The organism is Paenibacillus sp. UASWS1643, from assembly GCF_008693195.1.
GTDB classification, from domain to species: domain Bacteria; phylum Bacillota; class Bacilli; order Paenibacillales; family Paenibacillaceae; genus Paenibacillus; species Paenibacillus amylolyticus_B.
In genome coordinates this window covers 1-24,629 of sequence record NZ_VXKZ01000087.1, presented here as the reverse complement: position 1 = coordinate 24,629, position 24,629 = coordinate 1, and the positions used below count along the sequence as shown (strand labels likewise).

Genomic DNA, 24,629 nt, shown 5'->3' with positions numbered 1-24,629 from the left:
TCTTATTAAAGCGCTTGCAAAAAAAAGAAACCAGAATCCCCTCTTCTCATCGTCTTTGTTTATCGATTAAACTAACGACTAAAAAATAGCATAGTTTTACAGGTTAATCAATCCTTCTGACAGTTCCCAAACGCCAAATGACAAGAATCAAAAAAAGAGAGTGGACTCTTAGAGTCCACTCTCTTGGTTCATATTCCTTCACACATAATCTTTTCTTTAGCATAACTTCGGTTATTTTACAGACCCTTGTGTAACCCCGTTGATGATCCACTTCTGTGCAAACAGGTAGATGATAATCATCGGCAGCAACGCGAGCAGGTAGGATGCAAACGCAAGGTTAAACTCGGTATTGAACTGCCCTTGGAATACATACTGTACCAGCGGCAGCGTGTACTGTCCCGGATCACTGATAATAATGAGTGGCAGCAAGAAGTCGTTGTACGTGGACAGACAGGTCAGAATACCAACCGTGGCACTGATGGGCGCCATGAGCGGGAAAATAATTTTCCAGAATGTACCCCAGGTTGTCGCCCCATCTACAAATGCCGCTTCCTCCAGCGCTACCGGAATGGACCGGATATATCCAACGTACACAAATACGTTGAATGCCAGACCATAGACCGTGTGCAGCAGAATCAGACCTACCAGATTTGTCATCTCCAGCGATGCGGTCAGCTTAACAATCGGCAGCATGATGATCGGGAACGGAATGAACATCGCACTAACGAAGTAATAATACAGCCCTTTGAAAAACTTGCGTTTCTCCATATTCCGTGCAATGGCATAGGCCACCATCGAGTTACTGAGCAACGTCAAAAGCACGGTTGATGCGGTAACGATTGCGCTGTTACGGAACGATTGGAAGAAGTTTGTCATGTCGATGGCCCTCGCGAAATTCTCCCAGTGAAGTGTGGTCGGAATGGCAAAGACCGATTGGGTCATCTGTTCCGGATTTTTCAAAGCAATCGTAACGGTCATATAAAGTGGGAACAGGATAAACAGGGTACCCAGCACAACGAGCAGCATAACGGGCCAATTGATTCGTGTACGGCTTCTCATTACAGATCCATCTCCCTTCTTTGCAGGAACCGGATTTGCAGAATTGAAATCACCGCAATAACGATGAAGTAAATAACCGAGTTCGCAGATTGATATGCATATTCGCCGCCTTCAAATCCTCCGGTGTAGATCAGATGAGAGATGGACTGCGTCGCCCGTCCGGGACCACCGTTAGTCAAGGCTACGATTTGGTCGAAGACCATAAGTGAGTTTTTCATCGCCAGCACCATATTAATGGTGAAGAACGGGGCAATAAGCGGGAAAGTAATGCTCCAGAATTCACGCCATTTGCCTGCGCCGTCGAGGTTGGATGCCTCGTATAGTGTCGTTGGTATCGTTTGCAGACCAGCCAAATATAGAATCGTATTCAGGGCCACCGATTGCCATACTGCAACAATGACGATACCGATCCAAGCTAGGCTCTCGCTGCCGAGTATGTTCGTGGATAGCGCGTTGATGCCCAGATTTTGTCCCCAGATCGGGAATACGTTGGAGAACAGGTAGTTAAATATGTAACCTACGATCAGTACACTCAGAATATTGGGCAGGAAGTAGATGCCGCGGAAAAAGTTACGGAACTTGATCTTGGCATTCAGCCCGAGTGCAATGAGCAGGCTCAGAATATTGGTCAGGATCGTCACAACGATCGCGAATTTGAACGTAAACCAGTAGGCGTTACCTACATTGTCGTCCTGGAACAAGTTGAAATAGTTTTTAAAACCAACAAAATCATACTCTTTCCCGAATCCGTTATAATTCGTAAATGAATAATAGATGCCCTGGAGGGCCGGCAGGGTCATAAATACAAAGAACAATACAACCGCCGGAACCGTCATCCAGTAATAAGGTGCGATACGCTTGTTCATACTCCATCCTCCTTCAGACAAGGCTTAGCGCCGATTAGCAACCTTGTCCCATTCTTTGTCGAGTGTATCTAGATAGTTGTCGATGTTTTGGTTCTGCAAAAAGGACTGTACGATGGAATTCAGCTGCACCGCAGCCGGAATATAGTGATCGGGAAAGTCAATAACCTTGCCCTGCTCGATATATGGCATCAATTCCTGTACCGCAGGATCATCCTGCTTCACGCCTTCTACCGCAGAGAACAGCGTCTGTTCGTCAATATATCTTCCGATATTTTCAGGCTCTAATAGAAATGCAATAAACGTCTCTGCCTGCTCGCGATTAGGCGTATCTGCTGCAATGGTAAAAAGGGAGTCGATCCCGTTCACCAGCTTGATCTCGCTTGCATCGTTGCCCGTTGGGAATGGGAAGAAACCGATGTCTACATTTGGGTTCGCTTTGCGAATCTCCGAGATGGCCCAGGTTCCCTGGATGTACATGAAAGCTTCACCATTAGCGAAAGCACGGTTACCGTCCGAATAAGCTTTACCAAAGTTATCGCCGTGACCGTATTTCATGAGTTCCAGTTGCTTCTCAGCTACCTCGCGGTACTTCTCCTTGAACGTCACTTTGTTATCGCGCCGCTCCTGGTAGAAATCAATACCGACCAGATTGGAGGCCAGTGCATTGAAGGGCAGACTCGTCTGCCAATCATCCTTGTATGTGAAATAAAATGGAATCTCACCTGCATCCTTGATCTTTTGGGCGGTCGCAATGAGTTCATCCCACGTCTTGGGTACGTCCAATCCCATTTCCTTAAACAACGTTTTGTTGTACATGATGCCGTTTGCATTAGTCGCGTAAGGAATACCTGTCACTTCGTCCATGCCTGTGAGATCCTTCAGCATTTGTATGTAGTTCGGATCAACCGTCTGGAGTAATGAACTATCCGTCAGATCGGTGAAAATATCACTCTGGGCAAGAATGGAATAGGTGTCGGTTGCACCCATGGCCATAATATCCGGTATATCATTTTTGACGACACGCGTTTTTAAGACCGTCTCCGCATCTGGCGGATTCACCTGTGTCACCTGAATATCGTCATGCTCGGCATTAAACGTTTTGATCAATTCGTCAAAGGTTGTTTTGGCTTCAGGCTTGTTCTGGAAAAATTCAATCTGCACTTTGCCATTCGCACTATCCCCACTGGTACAGGAAGATAGAAGTACAGCCATCATTCCGCATAGCAACATTGTCCCGAGAGCCTTGGTAAGCGTTGTTCTCATGTTGTACCTCCCTCAGCTTTAAAAATTGAACTAATGTGATTTACACGGTGTCACTCCGATTGCAGCACCATCTTCCGATCGTTGTTATCACCAGATTTTTTTGATTCCCTTCCTCAAAGGGAAAATCCGGTGATAAACACGCACGCTTCGCTTCTTCAGATTGGTTCTGCACTCTCCGTGTTCGTGTATATCTTAGTTTCACTTTATATACGTAAAGATTTACCCATTCAGGTGGTGAAATAACCATTTGGTTAATCCTTCCACCAACTCATACTATGAGCGTTGGCTATACAAGCCTTTATTATTCCTAAAACGGTTTCGGTAAAAATGAATCAAGGCATTTCTTCCCACGACCTGAATTGGGCATAAATAAGGGACACTGGATGATATCCAATGTCCCTTATTTATTAAGCTTATATTCACCCACTGTAACGCTTTTATCCACGTGTTACGAACGTTCTGCTTTCGGCAAAGCATTGCGTAAACGCTTGGCTCGATAACTCTGATATGCACGAATCAACATGCCGATGATGATCATGACCACACCGATGTTAATTGCGACATCCGCGAGATTCAAAATCCCGCGTCCTGACGGAAACACGAGAAAATCCGTTACCCGCGCATAGATAAATCGATCGATCGCATTTCCTAAAGCCCCACCGACCATAAAACCCGCGCCAGCTTGCATCCAGAAACCGCGAATCTCACCTTTACTCCGATAATACAGCATGCCCGCTATGAACATAACAGCAATCACACCGAACAAACGCGCATTTCCCTGAAACATGCTGCCCGCCATTCCACTGTTCTCGTAATGCTGTAACTGCATGCCCGAGTTACCCAGTCTCATGACGTCGCCAACTTCCATATACATCCTCACTGCAATCTTGGTTCCCTGGTCCACCAAAGTCACCAGCAGTGCTACAAAATAAAACAGCATCGCGCTTCTCCTCCTGCCTACTTAGCGATAACTTATTTTAACTTTAAGAGTTTTGAGTATATTAGGTTCCTTTCACTTTAACACAGCCGATGTACGGTCTCCAAATGAGCCGTCTTCAACCACGCAAATAACGTCCACTAACATCGATCAGACTGCATCCAGAAGGGACTACACCAATCTATGTCGAATGTAGACATCAATCAATATGTAAAGGGGCTGCCTGTAATTTGAACCTGATCATGACAGAGAAATTAAAGGAAATGCAGCAGGAAGAAAAGAACTTGGTATTTGGCACATTTGATTCTGAAACGGCGCTTAACCTTGGCCTGCATCTGGTCGAAGAAGGGAAGCGTCGTTCCCAAGCCGTGACCATCGACATAACCCTGAAAGGACATCGTCTCTTTTTGCATGCTATGGAAGGCACTCATCCCGACAACGAAGACTGGATTCGCCGCAAGAACAACGTGGTGAATCATTTCTCCTCCAGCTCTTGGCATACAGCTCTGCGGTTGAGAAGCGAAAATCAGACACTTGAGCAAGACTTCAATCTGCCTGCATCTGATTATGTCCTGGCTGGTGGCGCTTTCCCGCTGATTCTGGAAAATGAGGGACAGGTCGGCACCATTACAGTATCGGGTCTGCCTGATGAGGAAGACCATGATCTGGTCACGACAGGAATTCGCACGTTTTTGTTGCAGCAAGGTTAGATTAAAATGAGCAAAAAAAATCCGTACCTGGGATAGGCACGGATTTTCTTCTTTTTCCTGCAGTTTAATTACTGCGTTTATTGGATCGCTGAGAGAACGTCCAGAAGCATAGATTTGAATTTCGGCCGATCAATGGCTTCACAGACACGTACATTCGGCTCTTTGCCAAAACGTCCGTTAATATCAACCACACTGTATCCGCGTGTCAGCTCTCCTGCCGCTTCGACATCCACATAATATTGACCCGACTTGGTCATGATGGATTCATCCGCGGCTACAGCCATCAGCAACGTATCGGGATGAGTGGTGCCATTGAGTTTATGTACCGACTTGTTGAACTGCATAACCACTTTGTTAATGGCTGTAAAGAAATCTGCACCTGATGTACCGAGAGCTGCAATCTCTGCATGATCGTCATCATCCATCACTGAATATTGCGTGCACATCTCCCAGCCAACCATCGTGATCGGGATCCCTGCATGCAGTACAATTTTCGCTGCTTCCGGGTCCACGTAGAAGTTATACTCCGCCGCCGGTGTGATATTGCCCAGTGCATTATTCGTTCCGCCCATGATGTACAGGTGAGCAATCTCCGGAATAATCGTGGGGTCTTTCTGAATCGCCATCGCAATATTGGTCAGCGGGGCAATTGCCAGAAGTTCAATTTCACCCGGATGTGCATGCACCTTCTCAATGATAAAATCAACCGCATGCCCGCTCTCGGGACGCTGATCCGCCTTCGGGAAATGCGCGCCGCCCATGCCATCATCGCCATGCACGTCTTCCACTGTGCGGTGCTGAGCTTTACCGTAGGCCATTAACGGACGCTCGCATCCTTTATACACAGGCACCTTGCCGCCATGTCCAGCAACCTGTACCGTGTACAGGGCATTTTCAACCTCCTGGTCGAATTGTACGTTACCGCCCGTGATCGTGATGCCTTCCACCTGAAAGTGATGCAATGCCGTCAGGATCGCAATCGTATCGTCTCCTGCTGTATCTGTATCGATGATGACTCTTCTCATGATGCCGCGCTCCTTCTTCCATTTATATAGTACATTCTATAAAACACTATGTCTTATTTTACATCAAAAACGTACCAATGACGATGGAAACGCCGATGATAATCGAACGCAGCAGCTGCGCTACCGCCATATTTCCTCGTGCGATTTCATCGCAAACTCGCATTTTGGGCGTGAGGAAGTCAAATATAATATAGACCAGGCACAGCACAATAATTCCAAACGCCGACCACAGCAGCATATCCAACCACGAATGCGTTGAGAAAGATACCATGCCCACAATAATACACAGTCCCAGCAATTTGCTGCCCATGTACATGCCTGCCGCTTCGTTTCCTTTCGCGATCTCTTCACTATCGTTATACCGGGTCAATCTGCTAAAAGCAAAATATCCACATACCAATACCACCAGCAAAATGCCTATACCCACCACAACATTCAGCAAGTTCAATCCCAAGTTCTCCATTCCTTCTTCTCCTCCTCATCATTCATCCGTTCACGAACCGCAGCCGCGCAATAATAGGCCATATCTCCGGTTACTTTCTCCCCGACCCTGGGTAACACCCCAGCCAAACGCCCACCGATAACAAACACCCCTGTAAGCAGATAACCGCTGTACGCTCCATTTTCCGTCTCAATCACGACCTGTTCCATCGGAACCAGCTGCTGATAGATTTTGGGTTGGTTTTCGTAATAAGCTGTAACCTCTTCATCCTCGTCTGTTGTCGCAGTTGCAAGATTGGATTCCAGCGTCTCGTTAAGAGGATGCTCCATATCCTGCTTTCCAAAGGCATTGTTCGTTCCTCCATCCAGCAAAAGAGTTCCTCTGCCTTCGCGCCCCCAATAGCTTTTGGCTACATATGGTATAGCGTTCAGTTCGAAAGGCTCAGCTGAAAAATAGGTGGGCAGCAGATATCGGGAAATCACGTCCATCTCTGCTTCATTAAAGAGGGTAAACCCGCAATATTCCGGGGTTTGCTCGTTACGCTCGTAGAGCGACCAGATTGCCGCCATGAAGCCTTTGCTCTGCATCAGTACATGCTGAACCGGATTCATTAGACCTAGTCGTCCCTCCCGTACAAGATCAAGCAGCGCAGCACCAATCTCCACGCCTGTCGTCTCATCCCGATCATCGATTAGATACTCCAGCGGATAGAGACGGTATAGCAGGTTGATCTCCCGAGCCTGATGGTAAAGCGCCTCCCCAGGGACAATCTCCAGTTCCTCCAGTGGAGCATAGAAAACTTCGTATCCCGCTTCCTGACAACGTCTCATCAGGTATTCCGTATTTGTTCGATCTTCGACATGTTCACCAAAAGAAGTGAACGTCACCGGACCCTGCAATCCTTGCTCTGCATAGAATTCCAGCCACATCTTGAAACACGCCTGAATACGTGCATCCATCTCGGCAGATGGTGCAATCAACGCGGCAGGCTCAGCAAGACCGACCAGGATATTTTCCAATGCAGCAGCCTCCGGTATGCCCGTTGGAGTGTCCGTATTATTTTCAATACACTTGGGCCCAGCTTCTCCGATAATCCAGTCCTGGCGGGTAATTCCTCCAGTCACCATCTCCATACGTGCCGTCGGAATAAGCCCGGGATGGATACCCAGCTGATGCTCCAAAAAGGAATCCGGCATATATTGCTGGATAAATCGCATCACTTTACAGTAAATGCCGTCTACCGCCTCGGCTGCGGCACGCAGCTCTTCTACCTCCGAGGGAGAATAGACCGTCAATGCAGGCACACAATACTGCTTCCCATACATTCGATGATATGGAATCTGTTGTTCCGTTTCGCCCTGAAATACCTCTTCGTGACTAAACGGCAGTTGAACCACTTGCCTCATCCGGTTATCCTCCCGAACTGCGGAAGAAACTACCGAAGCCGCTTGATTTGGACTTGGATTTGCTATAGGAGCTGTTACTGTCCTTGTTGCTTCGATACGACGACCCGCCGTAGTAATAGTGCCCACTGCTGGAATCATATTCACATCCGGTATCATATTCCGGGTCACATTCATCATTGTTGCTGCCACAACCGGATAACACGGCAGGAACCGCCAGCATCAGGGAGAAAGCAACCAGTTTTGCTTTTGATCCGGGTTTCGATGCTTGCCCCCGCTCTTGGTCACTCATTACAGATCCACCTCTTTCATATAAAACAACACTTTCTTGCGATCCGCATCCAGCACGGAATACAGGAATTCATACGTCTTGCCACCGCGAACCATGTAATGATCCAGCAGTTGCTCTGCAAGCTCCATCGTATAGGTGGAGGATACTGTGAGTTCCAACTCCTGAAATGAACTTCCATTCCACAACATGTACTCTGCACTATACATGGAAGACATTTTGCACATGGCCAGCGCAGCATCCGCAATGGCTGCACCGTACTCGTCCGGCATCTGTTGCTCATATGCCGTTACATATACTGCATGTTCCCGCCCATCCTGGCATTCATTGGACAGATGCGCCCAGAGTTTGTTTCTCACCAAGGTGGCATCCACCAGTTTGCGCATGAATAGTTCATCACGCGTGACTGAAGTCTGTTCCAGCACCCCTGTCTCCGCCTGTCGATCATCTGACCAACTCCGATACGTCAATGAATAATAGATACCGTTAACCTCCCTTTTTGCGAGCTCTTAGGTGAGCCGTTTCAATTCATACAAACGTATTTAACGCATCAGAAGGAAAAAAGTTACACTATTCACTATGACATGTAATAAAGAACATGTTGGCTACCTTCGTTCTCCGATTAACGAAGCAGGAAATAACATACTGTTTTCTACTTTTGGTACGCAATTCAGTTCAAAAAGGCCGGAGAAGATTCTCCGACCTCGCTTGTTCAATCTTATGCTCATGCCATTCGGACTTATAACTCAGCCCACTGGGCCAATACATTATTGTATTCAGTGGACAATTGCTCCCGGTCATTCCAGATTTGTTCCAGTTCAAGCGGATTGTTCTGCACCGTTTCCAACTGTTGATCCAGCACCTGAATCTCTGCCTCAAGACGAGCCAACGTCTGTTCCAGCTTCTCTGCAGACTGGTTGTTACCATTGCCACTTCTATGTTTCGATACTGCTGCTGAAGGAGTCAACGCCTTACCTGATTTAGTAGAAACTTCATAATCACGACTTCCATCGGTAGCCGCAACAGTGGAACCGTTCAATGTCGAGGTTGCTTCTGGTTGCTTCCCTGATCTGGCAGTCCCGCTCGACGCGAACGTTAAACCTGACTTCAATTCTGATTTGGCGTTCCCACGAGAAGAAACGCCCACGCCTGCTGTAGCCTGAGTTGTCGCCGCCGCACGAGCTTGCAAATCAAGTTTCTTCTCACGATACGCCTCATAATCTCCCAGATAAGCGGTCATCTGACCGTCCTCCAGTTCCCAGACACGGGAAGCGAGGCGATTGACGAAATACCGATCATGTGAGATGGCAAGTACGGTACCTTCAAAATCACCCAGCGACTCTTCCAGCGCTTCTCTCGATGCGATATCAAGATGGTTGGTTGGCTCATCGAGCAGCAGTACATTGGGTTTGCGTTGCACCAGAAGAGCTAGCCGCAGACGCGTCCATTCCCCACCAGATAATTGCCCGACAGAGCGGAATACATCTGCTCCATAGAACAGGTATCGAGCCAGTATTCCGCGAGCTTCTCCCTCTTCCACGCCTGCTTCCAGACGGAAGTATTCAAGTACGTTCAACTTCGGATTCGTAGGTTCCTCCTGTTGAGCCAGATACCCTACATCCACGCGTGCCCCCCACTCCAGCCTGCCCGCATTGGGCTGCTCGTCACCAAGCAACAGCTTGAACAGGGTTGTCTTGCCGGAGCCATTGCGTCCAATGAGTGCAATTTTATCTCCATATTCCAGCAGACCCGAGATTCCGCGCAGGATTTCACGCTCACCATAGCTCTTCTCGACCTGTTCCAATACCGCTACCCGCTTACCCGTTCGATCCGTAGGACGCACATCGAATTCGGCATTGCGGCGCTCCAGGACAGGACGCTTCACCTGTTCCATCCGCTCCAGCGCCTTGCGCATGGAAGCGGCCCGCCGGAAGAACTTTTCATTGCCGCCCACACGACCCCATTCCTCCAGTTGGCGGATTGTTTCCTTCATTTTTTTGATAACCTTCTGCTGCTCCTTGAACTCCTCGAATTGCTGCAACAGCCGTTGTTCCTTCACTTTCATATATTCCGTATAACCGCCAGCAGACGTTTCCGCTTCTCCATCCTCCAGCTCCAGTGTTCGATTCACGACCCGATCCAGAAAATAGCGATCATGCGAGATCAGGACAATGGTGCCGGGATATTCTCGTAAAAATCCTTCCAGCCACTCGACCCGCTCCAGATCGAGATGGTTCGTTGGCTCATCGAGCAATAACAGATCGGGTTTTACGATTAGCTGCGAGGCCAGCACCACCCGAGTCTGCTCCCCACCGGACAAGGAACCGAAGCGCCAACCATAGTGTGCCTTGGCGATATCCAGACCGTTCGCCACCTGATCGATCCGGGCATCCATTTCGTATCCACCCTCACGCTCAAACTGGTCTTGCAGTGCCGCATAACGTTTCAACAAGCGCTCCAATTGATTAGGGTCTGCTGCACATGCCGGATCGGACATCTGCTGCTCCATTTCCTTCATTTGCGTGCGACATATCATAAGCTCCTTGAATCCAAGACTCAGTACATCCAGTACGGTATGTTCATCCAATCCTTCTGGAACCTGAGCCACATATCCCATTCGTGTATCTTTCTTTATCATCAATTGCCCTTCATCCGGCTTGTTCAGTCTTGCCATCAGGCGCATAAGTGTGGTCTTGCCGCTTCCGTTACGGCCGATCAGGGCGACCTTGTCACCTTCCATAATTTCAAACGTAATGCCATCCAGCACCAGATGTGCTCCGTGGTATTGAGTCAGTTGTTGCGCGCTAATCATCATCATAATAAGGTTCCTCCTATGGTATGGAAGATCCTGACCGCAACACAAAAAGAGCCGCAGGAGGTTAGCTCCGCGGCCCTTCAGAATTCAAGCAATATCGCTTATCGTCCGAATGAGGTCAAGGCAGGCATCTTCTCGCAAATGTTAACTTCCGTATATTCAAAATTGGACAGACTTCTCCCGTTGGTCAGAAAAGTATGAACAATGCCAGCCATAGCAATCGGCAGCTGGCTAATACGGTTGTTAAGCATCTCGTGATTCACCTGTCTTCACCTCCCTTGTCATAATTAATGTCAATATATCACAGACGAATGCATTCCTGCAACCATCCCATCGCCCAATTCATCCGTACTGCACAGCAGCTACTACTCTGATTAATTTCTGCCCCGTCGCCGAAGCACCACATCCCTGATCGCCACCGTAATGAGTGTTAACATTCCCGCCGTACCCAGCGATACGCCAAGCAGGGCATATCCGATGCCGTTCCACCCGCCAATATCGATGCTGATCATGATTACGACGGCACCGCCGAGCAAGGCCACACATGGCAATATATATTGTACCCACGTCATTCGGCGTCCTTGCAACCGGTAGATAAGCCATTCAATCAGCAATAATGCGACCCAAACAAGGAGTGTTAATATAATAAGGCCTTTCACTCATGCTCCCCTCCTTCTTCACACATTCTCCGAATACACATGGACGCTGGGCATTCTGATACGTGTAGAGTTTATCATATAATGAAGCCCACCATTCACGATAAATGAAATTCGTAAATGGTGGGCTTCAGGAAGGTTTCATGATATCCAATTGGCATATTTCTTATGATGCCTTGTTCCTGCCAGCAGGCTTAGTAAAGGCTCACACTTTCAGCCTGACGTTGCTCATAAAGCAGTCCTTTATACAAGTCTGCCTTACCCACGGAATTGAACAGATTCATTTTATAACGAATGACGTTTTGAGCCTCAACAATGCAGTCCGGGTAAATGGCATTTGGGTCCCATAATTCCGTCGTGCTTAGAATTTCACGGGCTTTTTTGAAGTATGCATGTTTCATATCGCTGGAAATATTGATTTTACATATCCCCAACTGAACAGAGTCGGAAACCTCCTGATCAGGATTTGCGGATCCCCCGTGCAGAACGAGAGGGATATCTACCAATTGATTGATTTCTCTCAGAATATCCATTTGCAACTCCGGTTTAATATGTTTGGGATATATGCCATGGGCTGTACCGATGGCCACCGCCAATGTATCGATACCCGTACGTGCCACAAAATCTTCCGCCTGGGCCGGATTTGTGTAAGTTACTACAGATACACCGCCCTCGATAGAATTACCGGTCTGCCCAATCGTTCCCAATTCCCCCTCAACAGATACGCCGACGGCGTGTGCAAGCTCCACCGCCTGTTTAGTAATAGCCACATTTTCTTCATAAGGGAGCAGAGAACCGTCAATCATGACAGAAGTAAATCCACACTTGATCGCCCGGATGATATCAGCAATGGACCCCCCATGATCCAGATGGATCACCAGTGGAACATGGCTGGCATGTGCACGCTGGCTGGCATATGCGAAAAATTCATCCGTCAAAAATTCAAGCTCCGTCGGGTGAATGGCGATGATTGCCGGGGAATTGGAGTGCTCCGCCTCCTCAATCACAGCTCTCAAAAATGTACTGTCTGCCACGTTAAATGCTCCCACCGCGAATTGGTGTTCCTTGGCTACTTTAAGTAGCTCCTTCATCGTAATCAACATGAAACACATCTCCTTTAGATTGGTTTAATAAAATGTAAGCGCTATCTATATGGCGGGTATTACTCCACCTTGAACACAATGTCATCGAAGGTTACGCTTTCGTCTTCGGTATCGTCGAATTCTTCATCCATCACCGTAACTGGCTTCTTTAATAAAGATAAGGTTACACCGCAGATTCCGGTTCCAATGAGAAGAGACAACATAAACAACCATGGATGGGTGAAGAGGGGAACAACGAATAATCCCCCGTGTGGCACCGGAGCCTCAACGCCCCAGATCATAATCAATCCACCAGCTACCGCTGAGCCGATGACACAGGAAGTCACCACCCGGATCAGATCCCTTGCCGCAATCGGAATGACACCCTCCGTGACCATGCAGATTCCCATCGGGAATGCGGCCTTTAACGATTCTTTTTCTGCTGCCGTATATTTGTTTCTCGTCAGGAAATACGATAGGGTAATCCCTAATGGTGGAATAATGGAGCCGACAAACTTGACAGCCTCAGGCCCATAGATACCTTGGACCAGCATCCCATCAGCAAACAGTGACATCGTTTTATTAACAGGCCCCCCGAAATCAAAGGTGGCCATCAAGCCCAGAATGGCACCTAAAACAAATTTGGACCCCCCCTGCATCGATTCAAGCACATGGGTAAGACTGTCCTGTAACCAGACAATTGGCTGACCAATGACAAGAAAGATACCTAAACCAGAGATCAATGTAGCCAGAAACGGAATAACGAGAACAGGCATTAATCCTTGCATGGACTTTGGCAGCTTCACATATTTACGGATACCGAGTACGACATAACCCACCAGAAATCCGCCCAGCATCCCACCAATGAACCCCGCTTGAATCTGACTGCATATAAAACCAACAATTAATCCTGGAGCAATTCCGGGACGGTCCGAGATCGAATAAGCAATCGCTGCGCAAATTAAAGGGACAACCAGCCCCATGCCCCAACCGCCGATTTGGTTAATCATATACGGAATGGTACCTTCCGCCTTGCCCACATCGGCTCCTCCCAGAATTTGTCCCAGCGCGATACACAGCCCTGAAGCAACGATCAAAGGAATCATATAGGAAATGCCTGTTAACAGATGACCTTTGATGACTGAACCTGCGTGATTGGATTTTGCGCTCATCGCCCTGCCTCCCTTGTTATGAGGATACCCCTAAAGACTGCTCCACCTTTTCAATGAATTTAATCGGGGCTTTAATGACCGTCTCGGTTTTGACTCGAATGATCCGTTTGCCTTTGAACCTTTCTTCTCCACCGATTTTGATATCTGCAGCCACAATGACAACATCAGCTGCCCCAATCTCTTCCCTGGAAAGCTCGTTTTCTGTTCCTATGGTGCCTTGGGTCTCTACTTTAATCTCATGACCACGCGCTTTTGCACCTTTGATCAATTTTTCCTTGGCAATATACGTGTGGGCAATACCAGCAGTGCACGCGGCTACGGCTACAATGTTCATCAGAATCCCTCCAAATGATGTATTGTGCTCCATATTAAAATCCTGAATTGCCATGTTCTACGATACGCTCTCTCTGCTAGCAAACAGCTCCATAATCTGGGCCGAGTCCGACTCATGCATCAAACGTTCCAGTACCTCTTCATCAGCGAGCATACTCGCAACTTGGACCAACAGCTTCATGTGGGTTGTATTCCGGTCTACAAGCCTTACAGCAAACAAAATAACGACATGGACAGGTTTGCCGTCCAGGGTCTCCCATTCAAGCGGATGCTCTGTTCGTCCGATGGTGAGGGAGGTCTTGAGGACCGCCGCCGATTTGCCATGAGGGATAGCAACGTGGTTCTCCAGGCCAGTCTGACCCTCTTCTTCTCTTAAATAGACGTCTTTGATAAACTCTTCTTTGGAGGAAAGGACACCTTCCTTTGCAAGCAAATCCACCAATTCCTCGATGGCTTCATCCTTGGTTCGTGCTTTTAGATCCAGCTTAATCAACCGTTCGTTGATAATCTTGGTTATATCCATAATGGTCCTCCTCCTGATCGTGCTTGGACTGTAATATCTCGAAAAGCTCCTGTGGTGTAGTTACTCTCATGATCTGTTCATACATGCGCCTGCACATCAACAAGCTCTGTATTTCTATCAATAATTCAGTTAGTGGCCCATCCTGGAAGAAAGCGATTACAATTTCCAATTTGCAATTGGTCGGTTCGCCTTGAATGACATTAAAACCGACGATGGGATTGACATTCACATCACTGCGGATCAGGAAAACCGACAAATGGTTATTCAGCTTAGCCTCGGCAAATGTCCGGTTCTCCAGATTAGCGCCTACGTGTTGGAGTATGGATGCAAACAGCTTCAGACGGGATGCTGTACCTTCTGTATATTGTTCCTTCGTATTCGTTTCAATCTGTACATAAGATGGGTGGATGTAGGCCCTGAGCAGTGGAAACGAAAACACCCTGTTTTGATGTTGATTCAACCTCTCCTCGTTAAATTTCGCCTTTATTAAGCTGACATCCGCGTCATTTAATAGCGCCGAGACATACACAACTGGCAAGTCATGATGCTCCAGTTTCACGGTTGATATAATCAGATCAATGTCCGTCCAATCCTCCATACGCTTGAACCAGCTTGTCGAAATGACATCAACGACTTCCCATTCGGGAAATGAACGATTGATCCGGCTTTTCAGCAAGTGAGATGTCCCTATTCCAGTGGAGCAGACCAGAATAACTCTTTTCTTTTTACTGCTTTTCTCAATGGATGCCTGAAAATAAAGGACCAGGTAACTTATCTCGTCATCACTAAACGAATTCAATCCGCAGGCTTGGGCCATGGGCAGCATCCCCAAACGGACCAGAGAGAATATCTCGGCATACGCCTTACGTATATCCTCCAGCAGAGGATTATTAATGGAAATGTTGTATTTTAGACGATTCAGCATCGGTTTGAAATGAATGATCAGACCCTTGTACAATTGTTCGTCTGTTGTGAGATCACGCCGGATCATCCCGGATACAGTCTGAATTAATTCCTTGACCATCACTTTAGACTCTGGACAAACCTTGTCCATCAGACCAGACAACTCAAGATTAAGGGACGGAACACTCATGCCTGATGAAATCAGATATTGATAGATGAAATAGATCTCTTCACTTGGTAATTCCAATCCGCATAGCTCACTGATTCGCTTGGCCATGGCTTTTGCGATGGAATGCACATGAGGATCAGTTACGGGATGATCAGGAATGCCGTCAGCCAATCGAATGACCTTGCCACTCTTCAGTCTGCGGATACAAATCAGCAGGTGAGTCAGCAGGTTGATATAATATGGATCGCCTATGGTATATCCTAATTGCTGCTCGGTTTCTTCCAGAATACGTTGAATCCCTTGAACTGAATCGCAGCCAAAATGTTCTATCAACTCAACTAGTGTGTTACCATCAATCCGAGATTCATGCTCTTGTTCTCCCGCCCGTTCTTCACTCACAAGTTCATTAATGAGAGAAGCCATGGCTTTGCGAATGTTAATCTCTGAACCGATCAGACGGGTACCGAGCTGGCTTTTTTCCAGTCGGAGCTGAAAGGGTTCAATTCGTTCTTCAATGGCCTTGAGATCATTCACAATCGATGCCTTGCCGATAAAGTATTCTTCTGACAGCTTGTTAATCGAGGTTTCCTCAGGAGAATCATATAATAAATTCGTCAATATTTTGATTCTCCTCGCCTCTACGGAAAGGGTTGTCACCACCCTTTTTCCCGAAGCCCATTGCGTTCTTCTCAGCTCCATCGTCTGTTCTTGGGTTAAAGCCAGCGCAATACCTCTTCCCGGCTTCCGTTCGAGGCGAATGCCGCGAATATGCAAATTGTGTTCCAAGGCGTTTAGTTCCCTGTAAATCGTTTTTTCCGACCAGTTCATGTGACCGGCTATTTCTTTGACCGGAACGAAATCCCTACGCTCCAATAGAAAATGCAAAATCTGATATTCTCTCGGAGATAGCGCTTTCATCTGAGGATCACTCCTTCCTTACGCTCACAGCATAACACTCGTATTTTTTTTGTTAAATACTAAAATATGTCCATTTCATTCGGGTCAAAATAATATACCCCCCTGTTGATCGCTATCAGAGCACCCGTTGATTTAGGTATAACGAAAAGGCTCCTGATCGGAATACCTACCCGATTAGAAGCCTTTTCGTCTCTGTTTTCGATTCACCGACTGAATGTGTTACGTTGCTCGTCCTACCCTTATTACTCAAGTTGATTTACCGGAGCCTCAAGCCGTTTATATCTGCATACATATGGCATCACTTCAACCAGTTAGCAAAAAATTCGCGGTACCCTTCTTTCATCTTCGTGCGCGAAAAAGCACCAAAGGCATACTCCCGGTTGTCTTCTGACACACTGCGCGGCGCAGCCGCAGCCATGTTCACCAGTTCAAACCAGTTATCCTCGTTGCCTGCAAAGGCATGCGTGGATCGAATGTGACCGTAGCAAGCGTGCTCCGGCTTCACAACCATTTTGCCCATCGCCATCGCTTCCGTCAGCGGCATCGCAAACGTATCAAAGGCTGAACAGTTCCAATACACCTTGGATGAGTTCATCAACGTAAATATCTCATCCTGTGTGAGCGCAAACTTCAGCTTCACGTTGGCAGGAATGTCGTACTTCTTCATGGTTTCCTTATAGCGTACACCGCCAAACACCATATATACTTCCTTGTCCGGGTTCTGCCGAGCATATTCCAGAACTAGATCCGGGCGACGGTTCGCCTCATCCCGCCCGATCCAGAGCACCCGATTATGCACGACCTGGCTCGGGTCATAATGTCGGTTCGCCAGCTCTTCGCTAAAACCAATCGGGATGACGTTCACGTCATGTACACCGAAATTGCGACCCAGTTCTGTTTTCAAAAACTCGGTCTGCACAATTGCTTTGTCTACCATCGTATAAAATGGCTTCATCATCTCATATCCCGTCAGCGCGGGATCGGGAAAACTGTGGGGGAACAACACGCTTTTCGGTAAGAACATCTTCAAAAACGTAAACCCGGATACGGTGTAGATGACATGCTCTATATTTTGGCTATGAATCTGATCCAGCACGATATCGTAGTTCACCAGGTCACCTTTCTCATGCTCGTAACCTGGCAACCAGTCGTATCCGCTGACATGACGCTCCGGCGAGATGAAAACAATATCCACGCCCAGCTCCAGACCAATCTGCTTCAGTCGATCCGCAAATACGCGCGGCCCCTGTGCTTCTGTGAATTGAATTTTACGCATAACAAGTCCGACTTTACGCAAGCTTCTCACCCCTCATTTCTATTCCTCACCCATGTGCTTCATGCACTGTTCCAGCGTCGCTGCCGCCTCATGCCACTGGTTACGCAACTGTTCCTTCGGCCACACACATTCCTCACTTCTCAGGTCACCATCAATCAAACGCAGCATCCAGAGTGAGAATACAATAGCATAGGCGTTGTACCATCCTGCAAAAGAATCCCGTTCAATCTGCACGCCCAGGCTCTCTAGTTTGTCCAAATAAATGTCTATGACCCGCTCTCGCAAAGCAGGCGTAATCGTTCTGGGAAACAGCGGATGCGAGAGATCTACCAGATGGTACATGTCCCACAGCGGCGTATTCAGATGGGCATGCTCCCAGTCCAATATGACCAGTCTGCCGTCCACCTCCGCCATATTTCCGGGATGCAGGTCTCCGTGACACAGAACAGTAGGAAGCTCTTCTTCTGCCGTGAGGATCAACCTTGAGATCTTGTCCCAATCGGATGCGGATAGCTGCATACCCAATCTAGATAACAGTTCATCGGTAAATTGCCTATGCATTTGCAACTCATCCAGCATCGTGCGAATGGGCGGTTTCTGACCTACGCGAGGCAGCTCACTCCAATCCGTAACAGGCAATGCATGCCATGCTGCCATATGTGCCGCTGCATCAAGCATCGTCGCCTCTCGCGAATCATGCACCAGTTGCCCCAGATCCTCATAGATCATCCAACTCTGTGCCGGTGCAATAGTAAGATCCGACGCTGCAATGAGTTGCGGATAGATCTGTGCTAACCCTGATAATACGCGCTCGTACATCCATCGTTCCCGTCCATGCTGTGCAGGATTCGTCAGCGGCTTGAAAATATAACTCCCCCCGGTAGGAATAGTGAATCGCTCCACATATCGTCCGTTCATTCCTTTATACAACTGTTCGCGGCTTGTTATATAGTGATCATTCAGCATTCCTTCGGGCGTCACCCAGCTGTATGCATCCAACTCTTCGTTCACGCAATCCACCATCCGTTTCGTTCTTCCTGCTGCTCCGATGTTAATTTCTATTCATCATACGTTGCCTCTCTCAAGCCTGCAAGCTTTGTTCGTAAGCGCTTATTCATTGTCTCCATTTAGAGTTTCAATATTGCTTGTTGCATTTTAGTTAGTAATCACTTACTATACGATTATGAAGAACAAACCTCATGTGGATAGTAAAAAGAAAGATATTTTACAAGCGGCGATGCGCTTGTTCGCAACCAAAGGCGTTGACGGCATATCCGTCAAAGAGATCGGTGACGCCGCCGGAGTGACCGATGCGGCGATCTACAAACATTTTAAAAACAAAGATGCCGTTGCCCTGGAAGCCTTCACCCAATACTGCGCGGACTATACTTCACTGATTGACGGGTATGTTCGCCAGGAAGGTCCGGTGCTGGAACGCTTCAAGCAACTGGTTACTGAGGTTCTCCATCTGCATGATGAAGATCCCTATGGACTGCTGTTGATTTCACAGAATCATGAAATATTCATTGAAGTAGGAAGCAGTGATGATTACCGTCAACCATTGGATGCGTTAATGGATCTCATCGATCAGGGAATGATGCGGGGCGAACTTCCTCAGCAGGATTCACGGCTCACAGCCGTTCTGGTGATCGGTGCGATTACACGTATGGCAGTCTCGAGTATGCAAGGTGAATTGCCAGAGTCGTTGGTACCCTACACCGGGGAAACCGTTCACCGACTCTCATTGATGTTGGGGCAAGTACCTCAAGAGTAGAACTGGAGAGGGGCAACCATTCTGACCTCGCAGAACACCAAGTAAGGTTCAGAGTTGCACGTTATAAAAAGAGAATCGTCAACATACCATCAGGATATACCGATGGATCACCGGGTCATACGTGACCTTTTCTTTTTGCACACGAGGTTAGTGTTCATTAACTAAAATAGTCAGGACGTGTCATCTTCCATGAAAAAAATATTAATTATTCAAGGCAATCCCGTCTCACCCAGTTACAACGGCGCAATCGCCGAGGCGTACCGCAAAGGTGCGGTGCAGGCTGGTGCCGACGTCCGCATGATCACCCTGAACGAGTTGGCATTCAACATGAATCTGGAGGGAGGATATCGTAATAAACTTCCACTTGAACCAGATTTGCTACAAGCTCAAGATGCAATCAAGTGGGCTGAGCATCTCGTATGGGTGTTCCCAATATGGTGGGGAGGACCGCCTGCCCTGCTGAAAGGTTTCATCGACCGGATCTTTATGCCAGGTTATGCCTTCAAGTATCAAAAAGGAAAACCTTTCCCGGATCAGCTGCTCAAAGGCCGCACCGCTCGCATGATCACCACGATGGATGGTCCTAGCTGGTACTTCAAATGGTTCCAAGGTGAGCCCGCACACAAAATGATGAAAATCTCCACCTTTGCGCTGACAGGCATCAAACCTGTGCAGATAACAACTGTAGATCAAGTCGGTAAGAAGTCAGATGAACAGAGAAAGAATTGGCTGGATAAGATTGAGCTGCTTGGGCGGAAGATGGGGTAACTGAGTAGATATCCATCGTCGCCATGGTCAGCTACATTGTGTGAAAGTAAAGTTTAATCAAAACGCTGTTTGCTGAGTTTGTTTTGTATAAAACGACGCTAACTAAAACAGGTCAATTATGGGAGTATCTAATTATAATTGACCTGTTCAATGCTATAAGGTTATTAGTAATTTCATTATAGTGCTTATAGAGGATAAAAAAAGACCACAATACGGGCGGCTAGCTCATATTATGGCATTGTTGGTCGTTTATTGTACGACTAATCTTTACTGTTGTAAAGGGTCTACTTATTATCTTGTAACCATTTTCTAGCTTCTTCACCTACTAGAATTTTTGGTTGTTCTGGCGTCCCAATATTGATGCTTTTTATAAAAGCCTCTTCCAGCCCCCGAACCCCGGTTAATTTAGCTCCTTTTAGCAATACATTTTCAAACGTAGCTAACCGCAAATCAGCATTAAAAAATATTGCATTGCGAAAATCTGTCTCATCAAAAAGACCAGCTACTAAATTAGCATCTGATAGATCTGCTTGAACAAACACAGTCTCGATACATTCACTATCAGAAAGTCTAGCAGCTTTAAGATTGGCATTTGTGAAGTCCGCATACGAGACATTAGATTTACAAAAGTCTGCCCCTTCCAAATATGTAGATATAAAAGTTGATGAACTTAGTAAAGATGAAGAGAAATCTTTGTGATTTAAGTTCATGCCATCAAAGGTACAAGCTGTTATATATGCTTGGTCTAATGGGTATTGTGACAAATCCATATTTCGCAAATCAATTTCATCTATACCTAGTTTTTCGCCTTGTTTCCCAACAGTTTCAAGCCAAAGGCGGTGTGATTCTAATCGAGTCATAGTTTCTTTAATATCATCTGTCATACCTAATCCCCTATGGATACCAGCTAATCCTATCTGATATTCCAGCTTTTTAATTGCTTCTTTTAACTGTTCTACATGTTCAGGAATCACGTCTCTTCTATCCACAATGACATTGTAAGTTTTATTCATTTCTTTATTGATTGCCTTCATTCCGTTATTTACTGTAAAAGCGCCTTCCTTAGGTGAAGTATGACCATTTGGAAATGATACGAAACTTTACAACGTCCCATTTAACGTTATTTGTTGTATCAATAAATTCTGCCCATCCGTCTCCTTGTGGATCACGTACTATCTTCCCTAGTTTTCCTCGTTGTGCCAAGTCTAGTCCTATTTCTCTTTCTTTCAAACCCTGATCCCTATTTTTTCCGCCATGTGAAGGATCGCCTGCTAAATTATCTAATTCCTTTTGCGTTCTACCGCCCGTATAATTTCCATCCTTATCATAAAGGTCGGGCTTATGGCCTTTTCCCGTCCCTTCAACGTTTTTGGTCCGATAAACGTACGTAATTGCTCCGGCATCAACAGCAGACTGTATCTCTACGTGGGGTTCATTTTCGTAAATTTATCCCAGTAATACTCCTGAATACATACGTTCACTCATCATCCTCGGAGGAATTTCGCTATTCGATTATATTTTTAAGTTGTGCTTGTTTCCAAATACAAAATAAAAAAGATTAATCACGGTATTAAATACCATAATTAACCTGCTAATAAAGCACGATAACGTTATTTATGTTGTAAACTTAAAGGATTTGATGTGCGCACAATCGAATTTAAAACTGCTGTTTGACACTTAGTTACTCAGCACTGTGTAACCCCCTACTACCAAAGAAAAATAATCTAATTCACTTCTTCGAACTCTTTCATTTTCTCAATTTTCACTCTGTCATTCTCTTCTTGTGGAATATGATTCAGATATTTACTTTCCCAATATTCTAACCTGTCTGAAGGGCCAAAGTTGGATTCGCCCCAATTCGTGTAATCGTATTCTATATTTAGGTTCCCTTTAGATGTAAGCTTCATGGTTATTGAAAACCATGGATCCTGTCCTTCGTTTAAAAATAAATTTTTCAACTCATTTGTAACTTCAAACAATTTAGTCTCTAAATGATTATATTCTTCTGAATTAACATTGTATCTATTTAAAATATCAAGAGAATAAATATACTCTCTCCCATTTTCAGGCTTAAAGAAAAAAAAGACTCCGCCTTCTCCATTTTCCACTTCACCATTAAAATAAAAGTCCTCCCACTTAACTGGTATCATTTGATCTATGATTTCTGCAATTGTTCTATATAATTCGTTCATTTTTTGTTCCATTAATTAACCTCCAACTTTATTTAATATTCGTTTAGTAACTGGCCTTTTGTTACCAATTTGATAGATAATTTTGAATGAATCTGGTCTCATTGAACTACCTGAATAAATTGGTTCAATTTTCACTGTAACTTTCTTAGGTGGTATCTCATGAAGAGCCTTCGACCACTCAGTCTCCATCTCATACCATTTCCCACCACTTCTATTAATTTGACTATTTTGCGGGACTAGATTATCAATATCTTTTGGTCCTTTAAACTGTGCTCCTATTAAATGTCCACCGTCATCGTCAAGCTGTCTGCCTTGTCCTTTTCCTACTGTCCTCTGTGCATATTCGCTGCGGTCTCCTTTGCCAAGCACAAGTGTTCCTTCACTTTCAATAATACGCCCTTGGCTATCCGTACGATAAGTATAACCATCTGGTGATGTGTATTCCACATTCGTTTTTAAAACCTTTTTTCTACCTTTCTTTGTAAATTGATCGCCATAGTTTACCTTTTGATACACTGGGGAGGGAGTTACACTTTTCCCCATCCCGTTAGCACCCTTGCTTGACTTCTCTCTCTTAACCTTCGCATCCCGAATCGTTTGCTTCACTTTGTCCAATGCTGCACTGGTTCCGCGACCTTTATATGGACCTTTGCTGCCTTTCGCACTTCCAACGACCAGCCCAATCCCGCCTACGATTTGGCTCCATTTCAGAGATGCGATCATCATCTTAGCGTAAGAGTCCGTGACAGGCTCTCCCGTAAACGGGTTAACCCGCAACTCCAGTGCTTCAATCTGTAACTGGATCAGATCCTGATCTATTGGTTCGACAGGACCGGGGCCTTGATTCAACGTACTAATATCTAAATTACCCTTATCCTTTTCAAACGCCTGAAGAGCTGCCTGGTCCGTCACACCCTTCTCATTAACCGGCAGCCACATATGCCACTGAGAATTATACACCATTCGATATCCCTTATTGCTAGGACTATTCGCTGCTTTCAGCCCGATCGACATCGTAGCTACGCTACCTGCCACTGCTGCCCCGCTCATCTCATCTGCCTGCTGAAAACGGACACCAATGTCTCGAAGTTCTTTCGCGATGTGGGTCAAATGCTCCAGCGTTTCGATCATGCGAGGCTGGGTTTCTTCAAATCGTTCTAAAAACCGTTCTCGTACCATCCCGGACCACATCGATTCCATCCAGCGGATCAATCGAACGAGTTCCTCTCGTGTATCTCCCATTTGCGCGCGAGTCCGTTCAACCTCTCGTGAGGCTTCAAACAAACGCTCCGGGGTTACTTGTATTCTACTCATCGCGTTCTCCATCTGTCCGATGCCGGACTCTATTTCTTGCTTATTTCAACCTATTGTGTTCTAAACGTTCAGCCTATTTCGGGCTTATTTTAACTGTATATTCTCGCTTAATGTGGCACCTGTGCACTGAAATCATCTCGGCTGGAACGATCAGCATGGTAGAACACCACGTCTCCGTCCCTTAAAGTGAACGAGTTGCCGTAGCTATCTTCGACTTGACGCTGAAATCCTTCCAGCAACCATTGGTTCATCAGCGGTGCATGGATATATTGCAGATGCGGAGCCCCCAGGTTCCCTTCCTGGATCGACTCCAAGTTAAAGTTCACAACAATATAACCGTTCTTCAAGAAGATGGGTGACTTTGCATCCAAACCACCATGGGTACGCCCATACTCTGCCAAATTGGTTCCTGCTTGAACCACGTAAGGCTCGGCGGGCAGACTATACTCTCCATACCACTGCTGAATGGCAGCATTTGCACGGAGTACATCCGCACTTGCGTTCGTCGGAATATTCGTTTTGGGTCCGATAAACGTACGTAATTGCTCCGGCATCAGCAGCAGACTGTATCCGCCTACAGGGGTTTTCATCTTCGTGAATTTATCGCGGTAATACTCCTGATACGTACGTTCACTCATCATCCCTGGATGAATCTCACCATAACGATTATATTTGTAGGTCGCCGTATCTCGTAGCTGTTCCGAAGGTACTTGACGTAACCGATCATTGAGAATGACAAA

General features: G+C 46.5%; 25 protein-coding genes and 1 pseudogene. 3 read left to right on the top strand and 23 right to left on the bottom strand.

The features are described from left to right. Positions 1-231 precede the first annotated feature (231 nt). The 4 genes from FE296_RS01930 to lspA all read right to left on the bottom strand — a co-directional run bounded on the left by FE296_RS01930 (position 232) and on the right by lspA (position 4,128). Positions 232-1,059, bottom strand: coding sequence for a carbohydrate ABC transporter permease (locus FE296_RS01930; protein ID WP_150364125.1), 828 nt, complete (start codon positions 1,057-1,059; stop codon positions 232-234). Next, on the bottom strand, positions 1,059-1,925 hold the full coding sequence (locus FE296_RS01925; RefSeq protein WP_036606633.1) for a carbohydrate ABC transporter permease: 867 nt from the start codon (positions 1,923-1,925) through the stop codon (positions 1,059-1,061). The genes FE296_RS01930 and FE296_RS01925 overlap by 1 nt, the downstream gene beginning before the upstream one ends. A gap of 24 nt (positions 1,926-1,949) precedes the next feature. Further along, complete coding sequence (locus tag FE296_RS01920; protein WP_411860553.1) at positions 1,950-3,140, bottom strand: ABC transporter substrate-binding protein; 1,191 nt, start codon at positions 3,138-3,140, stop codon at positions 1,950-1,952. A gap of 496 nt (positions 3,141-3,636) precedes the next feature. Beyond that, positions 3,637-4,128, bottom strand: coding sequence for a signal peptidase II (lspA, locus tag FE296_RS01915; protein WP_124116706.1), 492 nt, complete (start codon positions 4,126-4,128; stop codon positions 3,637-3,639). Positions 4,129-4,367: 239 nt separating this feature from the next. Between lspA and FE296_RS01910 the strand changes: the two genes are divergently transcribed. Continuing rightward, positions 4,368-4,835, top strand: coding sequence for a heme-degrading domain-containing protein (locus tag FE296_RS01910; RefSeq protein WP_150364140.1), 468 nt, complete (start codon positions 4,368-4,370; stop codon positions 4,833-4,835). A gap of 77 nt (positions 4,836-4,912) precedes the next feature. Here the strand turns inward: FE296_RS01910 and FE296_RS01905 are convergent, their stop codons facing one another. From FE296_RS01905 to FE296_RS01840, 15 genes are all read right to left on the bottom strand, one after another. Then, positions 4,913-5,860 carry a nucleoside hydrolase gene (locus FE296_RS01905; RefSeq protein WP_036671600.1) on the bottom strand — a complete coding sequence of 316 codons (948 nt, stop codon included), beginning with the start codon at positions 5,858-5,860 and terminating at the stop codon, positions 4,913-4,915. A 58-nt stretch (positions 5,861-5,918) separates the two neighbouring features. Then, positions 5,919-6,323 (bottom strand): DUF350 domain-containing protein, encoded by a 405-nt coding sequence (locus tag FE296_RS01900; protein ID WP_124116708.1) that lies wholly within the window; start codon positions 6,321-6,323, stop codon positions 5,919-5,921. Beyond that, a complete protein-coding gene (locus FE296_RS01895; RefSeq protein WP_150364124.1) occupies positions 6,305-7,708 on the bottom strand; it encodes a glutathionylspermidine synthase family protein in 1,404 nt (467 codons plus the stop codon). The genes FE296_RS01900 and FE296_RS01895 overlap by 19 nt, the downstream gene beginning before the upstream one ends. A gap of 4 nt (positions 7,709-7,712) precedes the next feature. Then, positions 7,713-7,997, bottom strand: coding sequence for a hypothetical protein (locus FE296_RS01890; RefSeq protein WP_036671603.1), 285 nt, complete (start codon positions 7,995-7,997; stop codon positions 7,713-7,715). Continuing rightward, the gene (locus FE296_RS01885) at positions 7,997-8,464 is read right to left on the bottom strand and encodes a hypothetical protein (RefSeq protein WP_150364123.1); all 468 of its coding nucleotides are present in this window, start codon (positions 8,462-8,464) and stop codon (positions 7,997-7,999) included. The genes FE296_RS01890 and FE296_RS01885 overlap by 1 nt, the downstream gene beginning before the upstream one ends. Before the next feature lie 269 nt (positions 8,465-8,733). After that, a complete protein-coding gene (abc-f, locus tag FE296_RS01880; RefSeq protein WP_150364122.1) occupies positions 8,734-10,812 on the bottom strand; it encodes a ribosomal protection-like ABC-F family protein in 2,079 nt (692 codons plus the stop codon). Positions 10,813-10,910: 98 nt separating this feature from the next. Then, positions 10,911-11,072, bottom strand: coding sequence for a hypothetical protein (locus tag FE296_RS32600; protein ID WP_017691697.1), 162 nt, complete (start codon positions 11,070-11,072; stop codon positions 10,911-10,913). A 111-nt stretch (positions 11,073-11,183) separates the two neighbouring features. Then, positions 11,184-11,468: a YesK family protein gene (locus FE296_RS01875; protein ID WP_124116712.1), complete on the bottom strand. Its 285-nt coding sequence runs from the start codon at positions 11,466-11,468 to the stop codon at positions 11,184-11,186. A 191-nt stretch (positions 11,469-11,659) separates the two neighbouring features. Continuing rightward, on the bottom strand, positions 11,660-12,568 hold the full coding sequence (locus tag FE296_RS01870; RefSeq protein ID WP_150364121.1) for a ketose-bisphosphate aldolase: 909 nt from the start codon (positions 12,566-12,568) through the stop codon (positions 11,660-11,662). 59 nt (positions 12,569-12,627) lie between these two features. Continuing rightward, entirely contained in the window at positions 12,628-13,719 is a 1,092-nt protein-coding gene (locus FE296_RS01865; RefSeq protein ID WP_150364120.1) for a PTS fructose transporter subunit IIC, read from the bottom strand. A gap of 16 nt (positions 13,720-13,735) precedes the next feature. Continuing rightward, the gene (locus FE296_RS01860; protein WP_124116715.1) at positions 13,736-14,053 is read right to left on the bottom strand and encodes a PTS fructose transporter subunit IIB; all 318 of its coding nucleotides are present in this window, start codon (positions 14,051-14,053) and stop codon (positions 13,736-13,738) included. Positions 14,054-14,110: 57 nt separating this feature from the next. Further along, positions 14,111-14,575, bottom strand: a complete 465-nt coding sequence (locus FE296_RS01855; protein ID WP_124116716.1) for a PTS sugar transporter subunit IIA — start codon at positions 14,573-14,575, stop codon at positions 14,111-14,113. Further along, entirely contained in the window at positions 14,538-16,565 is a 2,028-nt protein-coding gene (locus tag FE296_RS01850) for a BglG family transcription antiterminator (RefSeq protein WP_150364119.1), read from the bottom strand. The genes FE296_RS01855 and FE296_RS01850 overlap by 38 nt, the downstream gene beginning before the upstream one ends. A 298-nt stretch (positions 16,566-16,863) precedes the next feature. After that, positions 16,864-17,862: a glycosyltransferase gene (locus FE296_RS01845; protein ID WP_124116718.1), complete on the bottom strand. Its 999-nt coding sequence runs from the start codon at positions 17,860-17,862 to the stop codon at positions 16,864-16,866. An 18-nt stretch (positions 17,863-17,880) separates the two neighbouring features. Continuing rightward, positions 17,881-18,852 (bottom strand): aminoglycoside phosphotransferase family protein, encoded by a 972-nt coding sequence (locus tag FE296_RS01840; protein ID WP_223868739.1) that lies wholly within the window; start codon positions 18,850-18,852, stop codon positions 17,881-17,883. 172 nt (positions 18,853-19,024) lie between these two features. On the opposite strand from FE296_RS01840, the gene FE296_RS01835 reads away from it, so the two are divergent. Continuing rightward, a complete protein-coding gene (locus FE296_RS01835; protein WP_124116720.1) occupies positions 19,025-19,615 on the top strand; it encodes a TetR/AcrR family transcriptional regulator in 591 nt (196 codons plus the stop codon). Positions 19,616-19,804: 189 nt separating this feature from the next. Beyond that, positions 19,805-20,383, top strand: a complete 579-nt coding sequence (locus FE296_RS01830; RefSeq protein ID WP_150364117.1) for an NAD(P)H-dependent oxidoreductase — start codon at positions 19,805-19,807, stop codon at positions 20,381-20,383. A 284-nt stretch (positions 20,384-20,667) separates the two neighbouring features. On the opposite strand, the gene FE296_RS01825 is transcribed toward FE296_RS01830, so the two are convergent. From FE296_RS01825 to FE296_RS01810, 4 genes and pseudogenes are all read right to left on the bottom strand, one after another. Next, entirely contained in the window at positions 20,668-21,417 is a 750-nt protein-coding gene (locus FE296_RS01825; RefSeq protein ID WP_223868738.1) for a pentapeptide repeat-containing protein, read from the bottom strand. A gap of 690 nt (positions 21,418-22,107) precedes the next feature. Then, on the bottom strand, positions 22,108-22,587 hold the full coding sequence (locus tag FE296_RS01820) for an immunity protein YezG family protein (RefSeq protein ID WP_150364116.1): 480 nt from the start codon (positions 22,585-22,587) through the stop codon (positions 22,108-22,110). Between the two features lie 3 nt (positions 22,588-22,590). Further along, positions 22,591-23,889, bottom strand: coding sequence for a WXG100 family type VII secretion target (locus FE296_RS01815; protein WP_223868737.1), 1,299 nt, complete (start codon positions 23,887-23,889; stop codon positions 22,591-22,593). 107 nt (positions 23,890-23,996) lie between these two features. Further along, positions 23,997-24,629 (bottom strand): annotated as a pseudogene (locus FE296_RS01810) (DUF5704 domain-containing protein); the annotation flags it as partial.

Coding starts and splice junctions, on each gene's coding strand:
- FE296_RS01890 (WP_036671603.1), bottom strand. CDS start 7,997: ATGAGTGACCAAGAGCGGGGGCAAGCATCGAAACCCGGATCAAAAGCA.
- FE296_RS01835 (WP_124116720.1), top strand. CDS start 19,025: ATGAAGAACAAACCTCATGTGGATAGTAAAAAGAAAGATATTTTACAA.
- FE296_RS01925 (WP_036606633.1), bottom strand. CDS start 1,925: ATGAACAAGCGTATCGCACCTTATTACTGGATGACGGTTCCGGCGGTT.
- FE296_RS01895 (WP_150364124.1), bottom strand. CDS start 7,708: ATGAGGCAAGTGGTTCAACTGCCGTTTAGTCACGAAGAGGTATTTCAG.
- FE296_RS01910 (WP_150364140.1), top strand. CDS start 4,368: ATGACAGAGAAATTAAAGGAAATGCAGCAGGAAGAAAAGAACTTGGTA.
- FE296_RS01865 (WP_150364120.1), bottom strand. CDS start 13,719: ATGAGCGCAAAATCCAATCACGCAGGTTCAGTCATCAAAGGTCATCTG.
- FE296_RS01905 (WP_036671600.1), bottom strand. CDS start 5,860: ATGAGAAGAGTCATCATCGATACAGATACAGCAGGAGACGATACGATT.
- FE296_RS01820 (WP_150364116.1), bottom strand. CDS start 22,587: ATGGAACAAAAAATGAACGAATTATATAGAACAATTGCAGAAATCATA.
- FE296_RS01860 (WP_124116715.1), bottom strand. CDS start 14,053: ATGAACATTGTAGCCGTAGCCGCGTGCACTGCTGGTATTGCCCACACG.
- FE296_RS01855 (WP_124116716.1), bottom strand. CDS start 14,575: ATGGATATAACCAAGATTATCAACGAACGGTTGATTAAGCTGGATCTA.
- FE296_RS01830 (WP_150364117.1), top strand. CDS start 19,805: ATGAAAAAAATATTAATTATTCAAGGCAATCCCGTCTCACCCAGTTAC.
- FE296_RS01930 (WP_150364125.1), bottom strand. CDS start 1,059: ATGAGAAGCCGTACACGAATCAATTGGCCCGTTATGCTGCTCGTTGTG.
- FE296_RS01850 (WP_150364119.1), bottom strand. CDS start 16,565: ATGAAAGCGCTATCTCCGAGAGAATATCAGATTTTGCATTTTCTATTG.
- FE296_RS01900 (WP_124116708.1), bottom strand. CDS start 6,323: ATGGAGAACTTGGGATTGAACTTGCTGAATGTTGTGGTGGGTATAGGC.
- FE296_RS01920 (WP_411860553.1), bottom strand. CDS start 3,140: ATGATGGCTGTACTTCTATCTTCCTGTACCAGTGGGGATAGTGCGAAT.
- lspA (WP_124116706.1), bottom strand. CDS start 4,128: ATGCTGTTTTATTTTGTAGCACTGCTGGTGACTTTGGTGGACCAGGGA.
- FE296_RS01870 (WP_150364121.1), bottom strand. CDS start 12,568: ATGTTGATTACGATGAAGGAGCTACTTAAAGTAGCCAAGGAACACCAA.
- abc-f (WP_150364122.1), bottom strand. CDS start 10,812: ATGATGATGATTAGCGCGCAACAACTGACTCAATACCACGGAGCACAT.
- FE296_RS01825 (WP_223868738.1), bottom strand. CDS start 21,417: ATGAAGGCAATCAATAAAGAAATGAATAAAACTTACAATGTCATTGTG.
- FE296_RS01815 (WP_223868737.1), bottom strand. CDS start 23,889: ATGAGTAGAATACAAGTAACCCCGGAGCGTTTGTTTGAAGCCTCACGA.